Origin of the sequence: Skermanella stibiiresistens SB22 (assembly GCF_000576635.1) — a bacterium.
Taxonomy (GTDB): domain Bacteria; phylum Pseudomonadota; class Alphaproteobacteria; order Azospirillales; family Azospirillaceae; genus Skermanella; species Skermanella stibiiresistens.
In genome coordinates, this window is the sequence record NZ_AVFL01000044.1 from 12864 (window position 1) to 29509 (window position 16646).

At 60.3% G+C, this 16646-nt stretch carries 16 protein-coding genes; 6 read left to right on the top strand and 10 right to left on the bottom strand.

Annotation, left to right across the window (positions count from 1 at the left end):
• Positions 1–2 precede the first annotated feature (2 nt).
• The gene (locus N825_RS32070) at positions 3–3569 is read right to left on the bottom strand and encodes a tape measure protein (protein ID WP_037460763.1); all 3567 of its coding nucleotides are present in this window, start codon (positions 3567–3569) and stop codon (positions 3–5) included.
• Between the two features lie 363 nt (positions 3570–3932).
• Here N825_RS32070 and N825_RS32075 point away from each other — a divergent pair, with 363 nt between their 5' ends.
• Entirely contained in the window at positions 3933–4592 is a 660-nt protein-coding gene (locus tag N825_RS32075; RefSeq protein WP_037460765.1) for an AAA family ATPase, read from the top strand.
• 33 nt (positions 4593–4625) lie between these two features.
• Positions 4626–4889, top strand: coding sequence for a hypothetical protein (locus N825_RS32080; protein WP_037460768.1), 264 nt, complete (start codon positions 4626–4628; stop codon positions 4887–4889).
• A 629-nt stretch (positions 4890–5518) separates the two neighbouring features.
• On the opposite strand, the gene N825_RS41095 is transcribed toward N825_RS32080, so the two are convergent.
• The 8 genes from N825_RS41095 to N825_RS32110 form a co-directional block, all read right to left on the bottom strand.
• Positions 5519–6040 (bottom strand): DUF1232 domain-containing protein, encoded by a 522-nt coding sequence (locus tag N825_RS41095; protein ID WP_084165255.1) that lies wholly within the window; start codon positions 6038–6040, stop codon positions 5519–5521.
• A gap of 437 nt (positions 6041–6477) precedes the next feature.
• A complete protein-coding gene (locus tag N825_RS32085; protein ID WP_037460771.1) occupies positions 6478–7431 on the bottom strand; it encodes a calcium-binding protein in 954 nt (317 codons plus the stop codon).
• A 63-nt stretch (positions 7432–7494) separates the two neighbouring features.
• The gene (locus N825_RS38285; RefSeq protein WP_198038998.1) at positions 7495–8058 is read right to left on the bottom strand and encodes an HNH endonuclease; all 564 of its coding nucleotides are present in this window, start codon (positions 8056–8058) and stop codon (positions 7495–7497) included.
• A gap of 78 nt (positions 8059–8136) precedes the next feature.
• Complete coding sequence (locus tag N825_RS39350; protein WP_157619677.1) at positions 8137–8334, bottom strand: hypothetical protein; 198 nt, start codon at positions 8332–8334, stop codon at positions 8137–8139.
• 142 nt (positions 8335–8476) lie between these two features.
• Positions 8477–8983, bottom strand: coding sequence for a hypothetical protein (locus N825_RS32100; protein ID WP_157619678.1), 507 nt, complete (start codon positions 8981–8983; stop codon positions 8477–8479).
• Positions 8984–8995: 12 nt separating this feature from the next.
• Positions 8996–9229 carry a hypothetical protein gene (locus N825_RS39355; RefSeq protein WP_157619679.1) on the bottom strand — a complete coding sequence of 78 codons (234 nt, stop codon included), beginning with the start codon at positions 9227–9229 and terminating at the stop codon, positions 8996–8998.
• A gap of 65 nt (positions 9230–9294) precedes the next feature.
• The gene (locus N825_RS39360) at positions 9295–9501 is read right to left on the bottom strand and encodes a hypothetical protein (RefSeq protein ID WP_157619680.1); all 207 of its coding nucleotides are present in this window, start codon (positions 9499–9501) and stop codon (positions 9295–9297) included.
• A gap of 6 nt (positions 9502–9507) precedes the next feature.
• Entirely contained in the window at positions 9508–9828 is a 321-nt protein-coding gene (locus tag N825_RS32110; protein ID WP_037460779.1) for a hypothetical protein, read from the bottom strand.
• A 99-nt stretch (positions 9829–9927) separates the two neighbouring features.
• Here N825_RS32110 and N825_RS32115 point away from each other — a divergent pair, with 99 nt between their 5' ends.
• The 3 genes from N825_RS32115 (at position 9928) to N825_RS40855 (ending at position 13488) form a co-directional block, all read left to right on the top strand.
• On the top strand, positions 9928–10191 hold the full coding sequence (locus N825_RS32115; RefSeq protein ID WP_037460782.1) for a helix-turn-helix domain-containing protein: 264 nt from the start codon (positions 9928–9930) through the stop codon (positions 10189–10191).
• Positions 10188–10451 (top strand): hypothetical protein, encoded by a 264-nt coding sequence (locus N825_RS32120; RefSeq protein WP_157619681.1) that lies wholly within the window; start codon positions 10188–10190, stop codon positions 10449–10451. The genes N825_RS32115 and N825_RS32120 overlap by 4 nt, the downstream gene beginning before the upstream one ends.
• A 418-nt stretch (positions 10452–10869) precedes the next feature.
• Positions 10870–13488, top strand: a complete 2619-nt coding sequence (locus N825_RS40855; RefSeq protein ID WP_281174391.1) for a DUF4214 domain-containing protein — start codon at positions 10870–10872, stop codon at positions 13486–13488.
• Positions 13489–14945: 1457 nt separating this feature from the next.
• On the opposite strand, the gene N825_RS39965 is transcribed toward N825_RS40855, so the two are convergent.
• Entirely contained in the window at positions 14946–15089 is a 144-nt protein-coding gene (locus N825_RS39965; protein WP_198039000.1) for a hypothetical protein, read from the bottom strand.
• Between the two features lie 117 nt (positions 15090–15206).
• Between N825_RS39965 and N825_RS40580 the strand changes: the two genes are divergently transcribed.
• On the top strand, positions 15207–16586 hold the full coding sequence (locus tag N825_RS40580; protein ID WP_245613296.1) for an Ig-like domain-containing protein: 1380 nt from the start codon (positions 15207–15209) through the stop codon (positions 16584–16586).
• The last annotated feature ends 60 nt before the right edge of the window (positions 16587–16646 follow it).

Below are 16646 nucleotides of genomic sequence, written 5' to 3' on the forward strand. Positions count from 1 at the left end.
ATTCACCTCATTCCATTGGGGTTGTACATGCCGCCCGGGCGCGCGGCGCGACGAAGCTGCTCCTGGACCATGCCCTCGAGCTGGCGGGTGATGGCTTTGCCGAAGCGGGCACCGTCCTCCTGTGAGGCGCCCTGTGGCATGTTGACCGAGACGGTGTTCGTGATGGCCGGGCCGGAGCCGCCAGCCGGGGACAGCGCCTTCATCTGCCCCTCGGTGAACACCCCCTCCCCGCGCTTGAGGATCGCGGGCACCTCGGCTCCAGCGATGCCACCGGTGTGATAGCGGGGAATGGACGGTGCCATGAACGTCGTCATCGGCAGTTGCCTGAATGGCGCGGCGTCCCTGCCCGCGATGCCGCCGGCGTGATGGACGCCGGCCAGCGCGATCGACCCCGCCTGCCCCACTCCGGCACCGATATTCGCGGCGCTGGCGGTTCCAATTCCCGCCGCGCCACCGAAGGCGCCGCCGATCAGGCCGGCGAGCGGGATGGTGATGGCCTGCCGGATGGCCATGCGCGCCAGGTCGGCCGCCACGCTGCGGGCCATGTCGGCGAATGCCTCCTTCACCCCCTTGGTGCCGTCGATGATGCCAACCAGCGCGTCCTCCATGCTCAGGAGACCGCCGTAGGAGATCGCGCGCATCTGCTCGTTGAACGTCATGCCGGAGTTGGCGAGGTCCATCAGCGCGTCTTGCTGGCGCTGAAGGCGGTCCGTCGCCACGGCCAACTGGCCCGCGAGGCGGATTTGCTGCTGGCCATAGTCGTTCGTGGCGGATATGCCGTCGCGCTCGAGCTGGATGGTCTTCTCGATCTCGGCGTTCTTGCGGATCAGGGCCTCACCCGTGAGACCCAAAGCCGACTGGTACTGGGAGGCGGCATTGATCTGAGCGCGCAGATCCTCGATATCCTCCTGGGATCTGTTGTCGTTCTCCGCCAGCGCCTTGGTCGCCGCCGCGTCGATGCGGCGACGCGAGAGTTCCGTCGTGAGGTCGGCGTTCTCCGCTAGGAGGCGGGATTCCTCCTGGATCCGGGCCATGGCCGCGGTTCGCTCCGCGCCCTCCAACTTGAGGGCGTCCGTCATCAGCTCGGTGGCGGCGATCCCTTGGTTGATCTGGTTGATGGCCTCCGCGCTTCCCTTGTCCTCATTGGCCTGCTTCTGGGCCCTGAAGAGTTCGGTGAGGGAATCGACCCGTGCCTTGTCGTGGCTGATGCCAAGCTGGATGGCGGCGTTCCGCGCCTCGATAGCGGCCTGTTTCTCCCACAGAGCGGTGCCATCCTGTTTGACCGAATCCGCCATCCGCATGGTGGCGTCCGTGAGGCGGTTGGTCTGGTCGATGGACTCGACCATGCCAGCGGCCGCCTCCTGGAAACGCATCGCCTGCTGGGCGTCGTAGAGGGCGCCGATCAGGTTCTCCAACTCCGCGACCTGCGCTTTGGTGTATTTCGGATTGAGGCCCTGGACCCGGTTCAGGATCTCCATGGCGCGGGTTTGCTGCTCGACCGCGTCCGTCCCCATGTCATACGCGGACGAGAGTTCGCCCTCGGCCGAGATCCGCGCCTTGATCTCGTCGCGCTGTTCGGCGAACCGCTTCGCGACGTTCTCCCCGGTGGCGGGGGTGGTCGGCTTCGCCTTCTCCGGCTGGACGGTGGCGGCCCCCCTGCCCGTCCCCGCCGTCGGCCGGCCCCTGGTGCGGACGCCCTCGGGGCTTTTCCCGGCGAGGACGTTGCCCGCAGCCGTCTCCCGCTCCTGGGCGGATTTCAGGCGCGCGTCGAGATCCTGGCCGGGCGCGACGCCGTACTGTTCATCCTGGTTGGTCAGCGGTCCCATCGTGCCGGAGCCGGGATTGAGCTTGTTCTCCCAAGCGATCAGCTCCTTCCGCTTGTCGATCTGTTCCTGGATCGCCTTGACCGTCTCGCGGGCCTCCTCCTGGACCGCTTTGATCTTGGCCTGGATAGCCTCTCGCTCTTGGCCTTGCGCGCCGCGGAGTTGGTCGTGCAGGCCCTGGATGGACCGCATCTTGTCCGCGTGCTCGGCCCATGCGGCGGTGCCGTCCTGGACCTTACCGTTCAGGATGACCAGGGCGGTGACGGCGGTTCCGAGGATGGCCGGGATGGCGAGGAGCGGATGTCCGACAAGCACGGAGCCCAGGCGGCCGAACGAACCGATCAGGCCGCCAACCGCCGACACGATGCCCAGGATCCAACTGCCGATCTTGACGGCGATCAGCGCCTGGATGGCGGTCTTGACGCCCTCCGTGTGCTGGCTGAGGAACCGAAATCCTTCGATGAGGCTGTCGACGGCGGACTTGAGCGCGCCGCCAAGTTCCGTGGCGAGCTTGCGGCCCTCCACGCTGTTGAGCCAGCGGGCCAACTCCTGGGCACCGTCGGCCGCCCCCTTGAGGAAACCGCCATCGGCGATGATGCGCTTGGCCTCGTCCATGGCGTTGTTGAAGCGCCGGAACTCGGCGGAAGCGCTCGCCATACGGTCCACGGGGAACTTGGCGCGGACGGCGCCGTCGAACGCGTTGAAGAAGTCCTGGATGGCGACTTGGCCCTTCTCCATCGCCTTGGAGAGCTCGGCCGTGCTCATGCCCAGGGCCTTGGCGGTCAGGGCGAAGGCTCCGGGAAGCTGCTCGGCGAGCTGGCCGGTCAACTCCTCGGCGGTGATCTTCCCCTTGGAGGCCATCTGGGAAAGCGCGGTGAAGGCGCGCGAGGCGTCGGCCGGCGACTTGCCCAGCAGGGCCATGGCCTGGGCCACGCCGAAGAAGGTGTTCTTGGCGCTCTCGACGTTGACGCTGGAGCCGGTGACGCTGGCGAGGAAGTTCACGTAGTCCTTGCCGGCGTCCAGGGTGGACAGGCCCAACCGGTCGGTCTCGGCCTTGAGGCGGGCGAACTCCGCCCTGCCCTGGATGGCGCTGTCGGTGGCGACCTCGAGGCCCTTCTCCAGGCTCTCGAAGGCCATGCCGGTCTGGGCGATGTCCCGGACCACCAGACCGGCGCCGAGTCCGGCTAGGACGCCTTGGACACTCAGGACAGCGCTCTCGAGCCTCTTGAAGCCGTCGCTCAAGCCGCCGACGGCGCGTGTGACACCACTCAGATCCGGCGCGCGTGGGGTGACGCTCGGGATGACGGGGTTGATGGGGCTCACGCTCGGCGTGGGCATGATCGGCCGTGGCGAGACCTGTGGGGTGACGGGGCGGATGGGATCCTGCCGAGGGGAGATCCTGGTGGCGTTGATCATCCCGATCTGGCGCTGGATGCCGCCCAGATCGGCGCGCATGCGCGCGAGGGTGTCGCCGCCCCTGGATGTCAGGTCGATCGGCTTGGTCCGCTCCATCTGGCGCTGAAGGGCTTGGATGGACCGGTTCGCTTGGGAAAGCTGATCTGTGGAGACCTTGAGGTCTATCCGCTGTCCACCGACAGCGTTCATGACCTTATGAACCTGCTCGGCCTTGGCGCGCACGCCCTCCAACGCGTCCTTGAGCCGCTTGGCGGACGCCTCCGCCTTCGATCCGTCGATGAGGATCTGTAAATGCGCTTCCCGTTCGATCGCCATCGGAACCCGCCGCATGCCAAAAACCAACGGGCATTATAGTTTCCGGAGAAATCAACGGACATGAAGGACTGGGGATCATTTGCTCCTGACCCCCAAAAACTTGGGTGTCATGGGGTCCAACCGTGGGGACCAAAGTGTTCCCCGGGGAACACTTTGGATTTCATCACGCTCGGTTCCAGCGTGTTCACCGGTGAAGACTGTGCCGATTGATCCGGGAGATGTGGGCCGGGACCATGCGCTCCCTGGTGGCGGCCCATCCGACGCCGATGACGATGTTGGGGATGCGGCGCACGTCATTTACCGCGTTGAACATCGGTATCGCAGCGGTGTAATCTAGGTGCGTATGACATACCGAAAACATGCCGATTGGATACCGTAATGATACTCGTGGTTGGCGGCATCAAAGGCGGCGTGGGCAAGAGCACGCTCGCGTCCAATCTCGCCGTCCTGGTCGCCCAGAGCGGCCGTGACGTCCTGCTGGTGGATGGCGACAGCCAGGAGACCACGATGACCTGGGCCGCCGCCCGGGGGGAGCGCGAAAGCGTGAGCACCGACCGGGTGACCACCGTGGCGCTGGTGGGCAAGGGGGTGCGTGACGAGCTGCGCCGGCTCAAGCCGAAGTACGAGGTGATCGTGATCGATGCCGGCGCCCGGGACACGACCACCCAACGGTCGGCGCTCACGATCGCCGACGCGATCCTCCTGCCCTTCGCACCCCGTGGGCCCGACCTGTGGACCATCGACGCGGCGGTCGAGATGATCACCGAGATCAAATCGGTGAACGAGGGTCTGCGGGCCTTGGCTCTGGTCAATCGGGCCGACCCCATCGGCGGCGACAACGCGGAGGCGGAAGCGGCGTTCGCCGAGCACGCTGACATCCTCACCCCTGCCCCAGTCCGTGTCGGCAACCGCAAGGCCATCGCTCAAGCGCACCTCATGGGGCTGGCCGCGAACGAGATGGGCCGGCCGGATCCGAAGGCCGTCGCTGAGTTGAAGGCACTGTATCGGTATGTTTTTAACACCGAAGTGGCATCTTAAATCCACCGGAATAGCACCGAAAGCGCACCGCCGATGAGCAGCAAGTTCAGCAAACCGAAGCCAGCAGGCGCCGTCAGCCAAACGGACATCGAACGGGTCATCCAAGGGGCCGACGCCGTGGACGATCGCCGCGAGGACAAGAAGTCCGTGGAGGAATCCGAAGTCCGGTTCACCATGACCTTGCCCGGCGAGATGTCGGGTCGCGTGGACCGCGCCAGGAAGTCGGCAGGCGGCCTGACCCGGCTGTCATGGATCAGGGTGGCCGTTGCCGAGAAGCTTTCCAGAGATGGATTTTAATACTGAATAAACACCGTTTCAGTATGTTTTTAGTATGCGAAATGTACTGAAACCATACTTCTTGCCGAGGAGGCACCCCTGGTTTGATGAATCAAGCCAGGGGGCCAGCAGGGTGTTTGGTTTGTGGGCGTCAAGAAGCTTCCGCCCAGATGCTACGCATCCGGATCCCCGCGAAGCATCTTGACGTTCAGCGCGCTGGAGCTGGTCGGCGGCTCGTTGGCCGCCTAGAACGATAGTCTTCTTGAGATTGTAATGCGTGAGTCAAAAGCAGCGCAGTGGGAGTTCCTTTTTAGTCGGATGAAAGCAAATTGCGATGTCGCTCTTACATCAATAAGATTAAGATTACCAATAACAACAATATTCTCAATTTCCCAAATCGATTATGTCTAGAAATTCCAATATCAATATGATTGTATATAAAAATAATATAAACAAGCCAAAATAAAGTATTATCAGTAGAACAGATATTCCGGTATCACTCGGATATAAACATTCCAATTTTACTTTTTGAACCTCTTCCTCTGGTGTAAAAAAATATAAAAATATGAATGAGCCTAGTACGCTAATTCCAAGATCCCATAATGCAGCTTTGATTTTCTTCATAATTTTCCAGTCTCCGGCCAAGATTGTTACGGGAACTTTGTTGTCGGCTTTTTCAATTTTATTGATTCCACCAAAGCCATCCTTGTTGTTTTGCTGAAAGACCACACTATTAAAGTGATAAACAATAAAACATCGTCAATCTGACCTATCCCAAGAAAAAAGTCAGGTATCATATCTATTGGCATAACAAAATATATTGCCGACACACTTAAGGATACTACTATTTTAGATAACATGAACCCCATTCTGATTAAAAACAAGAATATTATCGTTATAATAACAAAAGGTATCCAAACCAAAAAAACAATTCTTTCTAAAAGAGCTTTCAGAAAGATTTTGGGGCTTCTGAAAAATGATTTTATGTAATACATAAAAAATACCAAAATGATTGATACAATAATCAAATCACCAAAAGTAACAACTTGTACTGTGCTAAAAAGTAATTTGATGGCAAGTATTGATAAGATAAACAACACAATAGAATAAATGAAGGAGGAGATTTCTGATTTTCTTGTATGATCCAACATATTTTCCTCCAATATTGACATATTGTCATATAGAGTCGGAACGACGTCTTATTTATATTATTTTCTTAAAATCATCTTATCATTAGTTACTTTAACAATCATTACACTATTTTGTATATAACCTTCATGGATTTTAGTGGCATCAACCGCCACGAATTTCTTTGAGGAAAGCTATACAAGACGAAGGAGGCACCTAAATAATGAAATGAGCTTCATCGACCGTCAAATCTTGTCACTTATTTTCGGCCGCCTCTGGAAGGAGACGATTGTCCGCACCGTGGACAGCAATTGCCATGGGGAGATGATCTACTGAGTCACATGGTGCGGTCCGCCAGGACCTGCGCCTCGGTGCTTCACAGCCTACAAGATGGACTTCCGACGCGACATGACCGACCAGATGGACGGTGGCGATGATGCTCATGTTGATGACTCCGCAGTGGGATGGGGAGGGCAGGGGGTCAGCCCATCAGGTAGTCGCCGATCGGCGGCAGGCCGACGGCGTCGACGTCCAGCGTGCCGACGATCGCGTGGGTGTTGGCGTCGGTGAAGGTGTAGAAGGTGTGGCCGCCCCGCTCGACCGCCGAGATGGCCAGCGGATCGGGACCGGAGTAGTCCTCGTCGAATGAGTTTTTGCCCAACGAGTCCTCGACGGGATTGAACCCGTGGATCACGTCATGGCCGAGTTGGAGGCCTGGGCGCCATAGGACCAAGAACTGATCGTTACCGGCCAATCCCGTGAACGTCTCGTCACCCTCGCCGCCCTCGAACACGTCGTCGCCGGCACCGCCAATCACGGTCGCGTCCAAAGCCCCACCGCGGAAGATGAGCGGGTTGCTGTCGTCGACCAGGTGGAAGACCTCGATGCCGGTGAACGTAGCCGCCCGCACGAAGTCGCTCTCGATCGGACCGTTGGTATAGGCGAGCACTCCATTCCCATGATCGTCGATCCGTATCTCGGGACCGGCCGCGCCGTAGGTCTCTGTCTGCCCTCTGACGTTGATGATCAGGGTGTCGGCGCCGGCACCGCCCGTGTATTCGTCCGTGCCAGCAGGCAGCAGACCAGCGACGCGGACGTCGTGGACGATCGTGTCGTTCCCGGCATCACCACGCACCCGATCGTTCCCAGAGCCGCCGACGAGGAAGTCGTTGCCGGCGCCACCCCAGATGAGGTCGTTGCCGGCCTCGCCGTACAGGTGATCGTTCCCCCGGCCGCCATCCAGGAAGTCATCGCCACCTCGTCCGAACAGGCTGTCGTTGCCGGTTTGGCCGACGAGATGGTTGGCGGCGTCATCGCCGAAGATCCGGTCGTTCCCGCTCTGTCCATACGCGGCGCTGCGACCGCCAACATGAATCTCGTCCGCCCAACGCGTGCCCCATACGGTCGTTCGACCGTGTCCGAAAATCAGAGCCATAACTCTTCCTCAGATTTGATTGGTATGTGCTTTAACAGAGTTTACGCCACCTGTAGTGGTGGCCTATTGACTCATCGAGTCAGTATCCGAAGGGGTAAGCGAGATATGCTTCCATGTCCGACCCTGGCGGACATGTTGGATGGTGGAGAGGGAGACCTGGAACCTCGCGGCGAGAATGGAGGCGCGCTCCGACGAGCCACGAATGTCTTTGACCGCAGCCTCGGTCAGCCTCGCATGGACATTGTCCTCGCCGGGAGCGGCCATGATCGGACGGTGTTTTCTCCACGCGTCCAGGATGTTCGTTCGCTGGGTGCCAAGGAACAGATGCTTGGGATTCCCGCAGCGGCGGTTGTCGCACCGGTGGAGCACATAGAGCCGGTCCGGATCGCAAACATTGTCCAATGCCCACGCTCTCCGGTGGGCGCTCATGCGTCGCCCACCGGCCAGCCGTGATGGGACGACGCCATATCCGGTGGCGGCGCTGACGTATGATCGCCAAGGCCAACAAGCATCGGGACCTCCACTCTTGTCGAAGCAGGTCCAGAACTGGCAAATCGGCGAGCAGGTCAGGCTACTCCTCCTGCCCGTGAACATGGAACCACATTCAATGCAGACTTTGTCCTTCATGACATCACCATGTGGAAAATGGGGTCGGGGAAAAATCCCGGCCCCAGTATTTCTTGGAACTGACATGCGTTGAGATGATCACCTTAACGCATGGATGATGCCGATCATCCCCGAGATGTCTAGATATTGATCCGGAGTGAGGGGGATTTGACCTTCACGATCCAGATCAAGCCAATATGCCTCTGATTCAGCATCGATATCATGCTCTCGCCGGATCCTTGCTCCACGCATCCTTTCGGCGATTGTGGAAAGCTCCCGAGAAAGCTGGCTGTTCATGGGGATAACCCTGGATCGGGGGAAGGGGATGATCTCAGCCAAGGGTCACCCCCACGACGATGAGGAGCGCCGCGGTCAGATAAAGATCGAGCGCGGCCATGGCGTAGATCGCGTGCCATCGGAGGGTCGTGATCATGGCGCCTCACTCCGCTGCGGCTGTGTCGAGGGCGGCCGCCGCGACGGCGCGTCGGAACGCCTTCAGCCGATGATGGACATCCGCCCGCCAGCCGACCGGACCATCGTCCGAGGACATGCCCAGGCGCTTGAGCATGCCCTCGTAGATCACCCAGTCCCGTCCGCCGGGGTCGGGTTGCCCCAGGGGAGATCTCGCGGCGATCAGGCCGGCGGCGTGGATCTGGTCGTCGGTCGCCAGCTCGAGTTCGATGTCATTGGCCAGCGCCAGTACCTCGGCGATGGAGAGCGGAAAGACGGCGGCCGACCCGGGCGAGCGGGCGTGATAGGACGGACCGATCCGCTCCATCGCCGCGTGGGCGAATTTCGAGAAGGGGAGATGGCCGCCCGTGGCGGCGTCATGCCGGAGGCGTCGGCAGACGTCCCCGACCACGGGATCGGTGGTCAGCCAGCCGACCAGGGCGTCACGGACACAGCCAACGAGCACGCCGCGCTGGGAGGGGGTGAGCTTCATCATGGTCCATGCTCCTCAGAATGCCGCGTGGATGGGAAATTCGGCCGGGCTGCTCCAGGCGTCGGTCCGCCGACAGGTGTGGCAGATCCTGTTGCCGGGGCCGGTCGACGCGAACATCGACGAGCAGGAGAGGCACCGACGCTGGCGGCTGGCGGCCTGGGCGCGGTGTTCGTCGGGATCGGTGATCGCGAGCCCGAAGGAGAGTTGAAGAGCTTTGGAGGCGTGGTACTCTTGGGTGTTCTTCTTCACGGTGGAACTCCGTCATCTGGCGGAGCCGGGAGGGTGCTCGCAACACTCCCCGGCGCCGGGTGGGGTCAGTCGGTGAATCTGTCGATCAGGCGGGTGCCTTCGGGCGTCTCCCGCCAGGAGCCGCCGAGCGCTCCGGTCATGAGTTCGGCGACGAAATCCGGAAGGGTGTCATAGCGCTGGGCATGGGTGCCGGTGCGGCGGATGACCCACATCCCACGAAGGCTGTATCGAGCGGTGCCTGTCCGGCCGAGGGGGATTTCCCGCCGCGCCATGATGGGTCACTCCGCCGCGAGGGCGTGGGCCATGTCGAGCGCGTGCTCGACCGCCTCGCCGAAGCCGATGTCCTTCCAACCCCGGTCGCCGGTCTCGTCGAGGCAATCGGCGGCGATCCATTCGAGGTCGCACGCGGCGTTGACGGCGTCCTCCACGTCCACGATCTCGCGGCCGATCTCCTCCCGGACGCATTGGAGGGAGACCGGCAGGTGCTCGACGCGGGTGGCGGTGATCTCGACCTTGGTGGAGAGCCAGCGAAGAGCCAGTTCCACATAGACGGTGTCGGTTCCAACGCGGGAGAGAACGGGGTCGGCGGTGATGGCCATGGTGCGTCTCCGCTTGTTTATGTGCCCTACAAGCGTTAAATTAGCGCATGAAAAGCCGATCTCACAAGCAGTATTTTAGCGCATGAGAGCTTTTTTTTCATGCTCATAGGAGGTATTTTGTTACTATCGGCGGAACAGATCAGGGCGGGCCGCGCGCTCCTTGGATGGTCGGCGCAGCAATTGGCGGATCAAGTCGGGGTCAGCATCCACACCGTTCAGCGCCTTGAAACCGGCAAGGTCCCGGTCGGCAAGGCGAAGGTCCAGACCATCGAGGGGATCAAGCGAAGTCTCGCCGACGGCGGGGTCGTCTTCCTGGACGATGGCTTCGGGGTGACCTTGGCCCGGAAGGACGGGATGGAGTGACCGGCAGCGGAATAACGCCCGCCAGCACGCGACCCGAACCCGACATCGAGATGCGCCGTGCCGTGGCCCTGGCGTACCGGACCATCCGCCAGCAAGGCGGAGGGGATCTCCCCGCATGGAAGGCCGCCCGCGCCGAGGTGATGCGGCGGAAGCCAGAGATGACCGAATGGGACGCCGGGAAAAGAGCTGTCCAGATCATCAGTTGGGCGGCTTCGGAACACACGGCGTGGTTCTGGAAGAACGTGGGCGAGGGAACCTGATCAGTCGTACTGGATCGGACCGCATAACCCTTGAGGTTAAGACAAAAATAAAAAGAATTATATATTATTTAATATTAATTCATATAAAATTTGTTGATAAAACTGAAGTCATCAGACGAGAACCGAGTTTAGGGTTCACCAATTCAGATAGGAACACATCACCTTGGCTACCTTATATCTCCATCTTTCAGGCACTATCGATTGGGTGGTTTCAAACAATGTAAACCGTGGCCCTGGGCCAGTGCTCTTCTTCAACGGCATCAATACTGGATGGTATTCCTCCTATCCAAGCATGATCTCATACCACCGAGACAAGAATTTTAACGTAGATTCCGAAATAATAGGCTTAACATACTACACCGTAGATGCCGCGACTTTCGAACAACGTTCATTGGAAGGATCCACATCTTTCGCGGCCATGCCTTCGCCAGATTATTGGATTGAAGATATTAGTTTCTCCTATTATCGGAGCATATGGATAAAAAAAGAAGTTCCATCTAACTGGCGCATTCCCGATGAGTTCCCCAAGGATCCGCCAACTGAACCTGAACCAGCTCCTCTGTTCGATGGTGACGCGAACAACGTGAATTTCAATTCCCTAACCGAAAAGCAGAAAGAAGCGGCCGACGCTCATCAAGACGCCATACAGGACGCTTTGGGCGGCAACGATACCGTTACCATGCCAAACAAGGCCGCGTATCAGATCACTTCGGGCATCACCTGGAACCCGAAGCAGATCTTCCATGGCGGAGCTGGTGACGACACCCTCACCGGAGGCGACGGTGACGATCAGATCGACGGAGGTGTGGGCGATGATGTCCTGAATGGTGGTTCTGGTTCTGACACGTTGCTCGGCGGCGTGGGCGACGACGAGCTACATGGTGGAGCGGGAAACGACAAGCTCGCGGGAGACGCCTTGTTCGAGCTGGGTGAGCAGGGCAATGACAAGCTTTGGGGAGATGATGGCGACGACACCCTGTTCGGTGGTGGCGGCGACGACTTGCTGGATGGTGGAGACGGCGACGACATACTGAGAGGCGGCTCGGGGAGCGACACGATCAATGGCGGTTCTGGCGTTAACACATCCGTCCTTTCCGGCGATGGTTCGAGCCACACCGTCTATTTCAGGAATCCACTGGTCTGGGTGACAAAAGGGCCGGACGGAACGGACTCCCACGCGTTCATCCAGAAATTCCAGTTCGACAACACGCTGATCACCGGAGAGCAGTTGAACGCGCAATTGGTGAGCCAACAAGCCGTCGACGCCGCCATGGCCGAGTTGACGAGGTTGATGCGGAAGGACGGCATCTACTCGGAGATGACACGATCGGCCGAGGCGATCATCGCCAACTCCAAGACGGTCACCACACAGGCGAATCTTGGTGATCGACTGCAGTTGGCGCAATCCTTCGCGGACGCGGCCTTCGGCATCGTAGGGCTCTTTCCCGGTATCGGAAAATCCCTCGGAACGGCTTGGACCATCGGAAAGATCGCGGGATCTTCAGTGAATACGCTCGTCAACGGCAATAGGGAGCACGAATACGAGAAACTGATCGTCAAGGAGTTTGGATCCGATTTCGCCGAATTGATCTTCGGGAAAAACACCGGAGGAGTGATCAAGATTGGAACGACCACATGGTCGACGCACGACGATCTTCAAACGCTGACCGAGTTCCAGGAAGCCTATGACCAAGCCGTGGCTCAAGCCAAGGGCGCTCTGGATAGGGTTGCCCATTATGCTTCCGCCCAGATCGACGTCCGGTCCCAAATCAAGGATCTCGAACTGGAGCTCAGGGACAAGTACGCCGTTGGACATGGTTTGCCCAAGGTCAGGTTCGAGGGAGAGGGCTCGGAAACCCCGGACACCATCGCCGCCCTGAACCTTGAACCCGATCTCCCAAACACCGCTTCCATCGGCTTCACGCGGTACGATCCAAGCACCGCGACCGTCACGTCCCTCTTCTCCTCGCCGACGCTGTCGGCCGAGCAGAGGAACTTGGTTCTGACTGGAACGACGAACCTCAATGGTACCGGCAACGACTTGGACAACAAAATCGCCGGCAACGGCGGAAACAACGTACTCTATGGTAAAGCTGGTGATGACACCCTGAATGGCGGCGCCGGTGATGACCAGATCGACGGCGGTGACGGCGTCGACATGGCGACTTGGACGGGTGCCCGCCGCGAATACGGCATCACCCTCAACATGAAGGGCGACAGCGCGGTATCCGGGCCCCAGGGCGTCGACACCGTTCGGGCCGTCGAGCATTTCGTCTTCGTCGATGGTCGCTACGTCACCGACACCGGCGACACCGCAGCGCGGGTTCATCGGCTCTACGGCGCGGCGCTCGACCGCGCGCCGGACCAGGATGGCTTGTTGAACTGGAAGCACGCCGTGGATGCCGGCGCGCTGTCGCTTGTCCAGGCGGCGGATGGGTTCGTCACCTCCACTGAGTTCCAGCTCCGGTATGGGGCGCTGGACAACCCTGGCTTCGTCAAGCAGCTCTATCGCAACGTGCTCGATCGCGAGGGTGATGATGGCGGCGTCGCGAACTGGACCAACGCCGTCAACCATGGCATGACCCGCGCCGAAGCCCTCGTGGGGTTCTCGGAATCGGTCGAGAACATCCAGCGGACGGCGTCGGTCGTGGAGAAGGGGATCTGGCTGCGCGACAACACCGCCGCCACGGTGGCGAGGCTGTACGACAGCGTCCTCGACAGGCTGCCCGACGCCGGCGGGCTTGGCTCCTGGACCGACGCCATCAAGGCCGGGATGAGCCTGGACCAGACCGCCGACGGCTTCACCGGATCCCTGGAGTTCCAGCAGCGCTACGGCGCGCTCGACAACACGAACTTCGTGAAGACATTGTACCGCAACGTCCTGGACCGCGAGGCGGAGCCGGCCGGCTTGGCCAATTGGAGGGGCGCGTTGGATGCCGGCGTCGACCGCTCCGACATCGTCCTCAGCTTTTCGGAGTCGGCCGAGCACGTGATGAAGCTGGCGCACCGGATCGACGATGGCATCTGGCTGTTGTAGGAAGTGACCAGAGGCCCTGGGGATGCTCCATGGCGACACCGTCGATCGCATCCTCGATTCCCGATCAACAAGGGGAGGGGACCCGGAGCCACAGGCGCGACGCCAAGGGCGTATCAAATTACGCCATGGATATGGTTGGAGGGAGAACATGATCCTGGACGTTCTCGGGCCATTTCCACAGTACCCAGATAATCGGCGATCTCACCGGGATGAGCCTCGAATTACGCGGTGAGGGGGAGGGACGTCGTGGCCGAGGTCTTTCACTCCGGTGTCACGCACACCATGAGCTTCACGACCTATCCGTCCGACATTCCGTTGGAGGTCGCCGAATGACTCATACGAGAGGCCAAGATCCACCTTCCCCCCAACGTGCGGCGAAGGGATACCTTAGGGTTGGGACAACCAGAGTGGCCTCCACGTGCCAGTGGTCGCCGTCACCCGTCCGATCGTGAAGGGTGCGATATCTCGGCTTGGCGAACCGCGAGGGTGGGAGAGAACGTCAGCGGAAGCCTGAACCCGGATGGTGGCCCGCTAGCCCGATAGAGGCGAATTCCGATACCTCGGAAAACGGCCGGTCCGCCACGATCGGCTTAGCGCCGACGGTCCAAAGCTCTTTCCAACTACGCATATAATAGTTTTATTAAATATTATATAAAAATTTGAACAATGTGTTTCAGGAGATTGTTTTGGTCGGGTCTCACGAAATTGGACTGGTAGGTTCGGAGTTCACGGTTAACACCACCACCGCTGGCGCGCAGAGGGGACAGGCCATAACGGCACTGTCCGATGGTGGTTACGTCATCACTTGGCATACCACGTCGGAGGATCAAAATTCCTTTGGTATCCACGCGCAACGCTACACTGCGGATGGCGTGGCCATCGGTGGTGAGATCGACGTCAACACGCCCAGCCCATTCTGGGGCCCCAATATTGAGAATGCAACCACCGTCGCCGCGCTCAAGGGCGGCGGCTTCGTGGTCGCTTGGCAGTCAGTCAATTGGGTCAACAACTCCTATGACATCCATGCCCAACATTTTGGCGCCACGGGAGAACCACTGGGCACCGAATTCGTCGTGAACTCCACGACGGAGCAGGCGCAAAGGCTGCCGACGATCGCCGGCCTCGCGGATGGTGGATTTGTCATCGCTTGGTATAACGGGTACCTTGGGGCTAACTTTCAGGCCCAACGATACGATGGCGACGGCAACGCGATTGGTGGCGAGCTCAGCCTGAGCGTTTCCAGAACGAACATCGATGGCGGCGCGCCGTCCATCACGGCCTTGGAGGATGGTGGGTTCGTCAGTTCATGGTGGCACAAGGATTCATTCCTTGGGAGAACGCCATACATCCTGGCCCACCGGTATGACGCCTCCGGCGATGAGGTTGGAGGGGTGTTCCGCGTTGAAGGTTCGACGGGGAGCTTCGATCGATTTTCAACGCCTCCCCAATCGGTGTCGTCACTGACCGACGGTGGATTCATCGTCGCTTGGGCCGGGAACGAACAGAATTCGGACGGCCTCTACGCCCAGCGATACGATCCGTCGGGAAAAGCGGTCGGCGACAAGATCGTCTTCATGGACACTGGCATTGGTTTTCAGCAAGGCATATCCATAGAGGCCCTGAAGGGTGGTGGGTTCCTCGCCTCATGGTCCGTTCTTGTTTTCAATGACGGCGCATACGAAACCTTGGTCCGCCATTACGACACCGCTGGAAATCCGGTGGGCGATGCCATCATCGTCAAGTCATCGACTTCGGGGGACTCTTCTTTCGGGCAATTCAATACGGACATCGCCCTGCTGGCGGACGGCGACATCGTCGTCTCCTGGGAGACCTTCAGTGGCGAAACTGGTGTCGACATCCATGCCCAGCGTCTCTCCCTGTCATCGCTTCAGCCATCCAACTCCGCCCCGGTCGCCGTCGACGGTCATTCCGTCATCGCCGAGGACGCTCCGCTGACAGGTCATGTCTCGGCTACCGACGTCAACGGCGACAAACTCGCCTATGCCTTGTTGGATGAGGCGCGGCACGGCAAGTTGCTCTTCTCGGCCGACGGTTCGTTCTCCTACACGCCGGACAAGGATTTCCACGGCACCGACAGCTTCACCTTCAAGGCGGCCGATGGCAGTCTGGAGAGCGCCGTCGCCACCCACACCATCACCATCGACCCGGTCAACGACGCGCCGGTGATCGGCGGCTCCGCCAAGTTGGACCTCGCGTCCGGTGTCCTGTCGGCGGTGGTCGGCAGGGACGCCTTGTCGGTGTCCGACATCGACAGCCCGGCGGCGGAGCTGACCTACACGCTCGCCACCGGCCCCGGAACGGGATCGTTGACGTTGGCCGGCGCCACGCTGAAGGCGGGAGCCGTCTTCACCGACGCCGACATCGCGGCCGGACGGCTGGTCTACACGCCAGGCGCCACCACCAACACCTCGGACGCCTTCGAGGTGACCACCTCCGATGGTCACGCCACCTCGGGCGCGACCCGGATCGCCGTGTCGCTGGCGGCTCCCCAGGTCGTCCAGACCGAGGCGAAGTACGGCGGCTACTGGGGAGGGTCGGGCAGCGACTTCCTCCAGGGCAAGGAGACGGCCGACCAGTTGACGGGCGGTGATGGCGACGATGTCCTGAATGGCAACGGCGGGAATGACAGCCTGTACGGCGGTGCTGGCAACGATCGCGTTCACGGTGGCGCCGGGGACGACATCATCACGGGCGACGACGGGGATGATTTCCTGGATGGCGGCGCCGGTAGGGACATGATTTACGGCGGCGCGGGTAGGGACATCCTGACCGGCGGCGCCGGCGACGCTGACGCGTTATTCGGTGGGGTTGGGGCCGACAGGTTCGTCTTCCACCTCGGTGACGGCAAGGACCGCGTCGAGGATTTCCGGAGGAGCGAGGGCGACGTCATAGACCTGCGCGACCTCGGCCTCGTGGCCAAGGGGATCGACAGCTTCGCCGATCTCAAGGCGGCCGGGATGGTTCAATCCCCCCAGTACGGCGGCGATACAGTCCTGAAGTTCAGCGAGACCGATATCCTGACAATCAAATACGTCAACGCGAGCCAGATGGCGGAATCGGACTACTGGTTCGTCTAACCTGACTGAGGTCGCGGGAGTTGGATATCAACTCCCGCGACATAGGTTCATTCAGTCCGG

What these genes read in the sequence shown, in the direction of transcription:
- N825_RS38285 (WP_198038998.1), bottom strand. Translation starts at nt 8,058, where the DNA reads ATGAAGGACAAAGTCTGCATTGAATGTGGTTCCATGTTCACGGGCAGG.
- N825_RS32110 (WP_037460779.1), bottom strand. Translation starts at nt 9,828, where the DNA reads ATGGCCATCACCGCCGACCCCGTTCTCTCCCGCGTTGGAACCGACACC.
- N825_RS32085 (WP_037460771.1), bottom strand. Translation starts at nt 7,431, where the DNA reads ATGGCTCTGATTTTCGGACACGGTCGAACGACCGTATGGGGCACGCGT.
- N825_RS40855 (WP_281174391.1), top strand. Translation starts at nt 10,870, where the DNA reads ATGCCTTCGCCAGATTATTGGATTGAAGATATTAGTTTCTCCTATTAT.
- N825_RS39360 (WP_157619680.1), bottom strand. Translation starts at nt 9,501, where the DNA reads ATGGCGCGGCGGGAAATCCCCCTCGGCCGGACAGGCACCGCTCGATAC.
- N825_RS32080 (WP_037460768.1), top strand. Translation starts at nt 4,626, where the DNA reads ATGAGCAGCAAGTTCAGCAAACCGAAGCCAGCAGGCGCCGTCAGCCAA.
- N825_RS41095 (WP_084165255.1), bottom strand. Translation starts at nt 6,040, where the DNA reads ATGTCAATATTGGAGGAAAATATGTTGGATCATACAAGAAAATCAGAA.
- N825_RS39350 (WP_157619677.1), bottom strand. Translation starts at nt 8,334, where the DNA reads ATGAACAGCCAGCTTTCTCGGGAGCTTTCCACAATCGCCGAAAGGATG.
- N825_RS32070 (WP_037460763.1), bottom strand. Translation starts at nt 3,569, where the DNA reads ATGCGGCGGGTTCCGATGGCGATCGAACGGGAAGCGCATTTACAGATC.
- N825_RS32100 (WP_157619678.1), bottom strand. Translation starts at nt 8,983, where the DNA reads ATGATGAAGCTCACCCCCTCCCAGCGCGGCGTGCTCGTTGGCTGTGTC.
- N825_RS32075 (WP_037460765.1), top strand. Translation starts at nt 3,933, where the DNA reads ATGATACTCGTGGTTGGCGGCATCAAAGGCGGCGTGGGCAAGAGCACG.
- N825_RS32115 (WP_037460782.1), top strand. Translation starts at nt 9,928, where the DNA reads ATGCTCATAGGAGGTATTTTGTTACTATCGGCGGAACAGATCAGGGCG.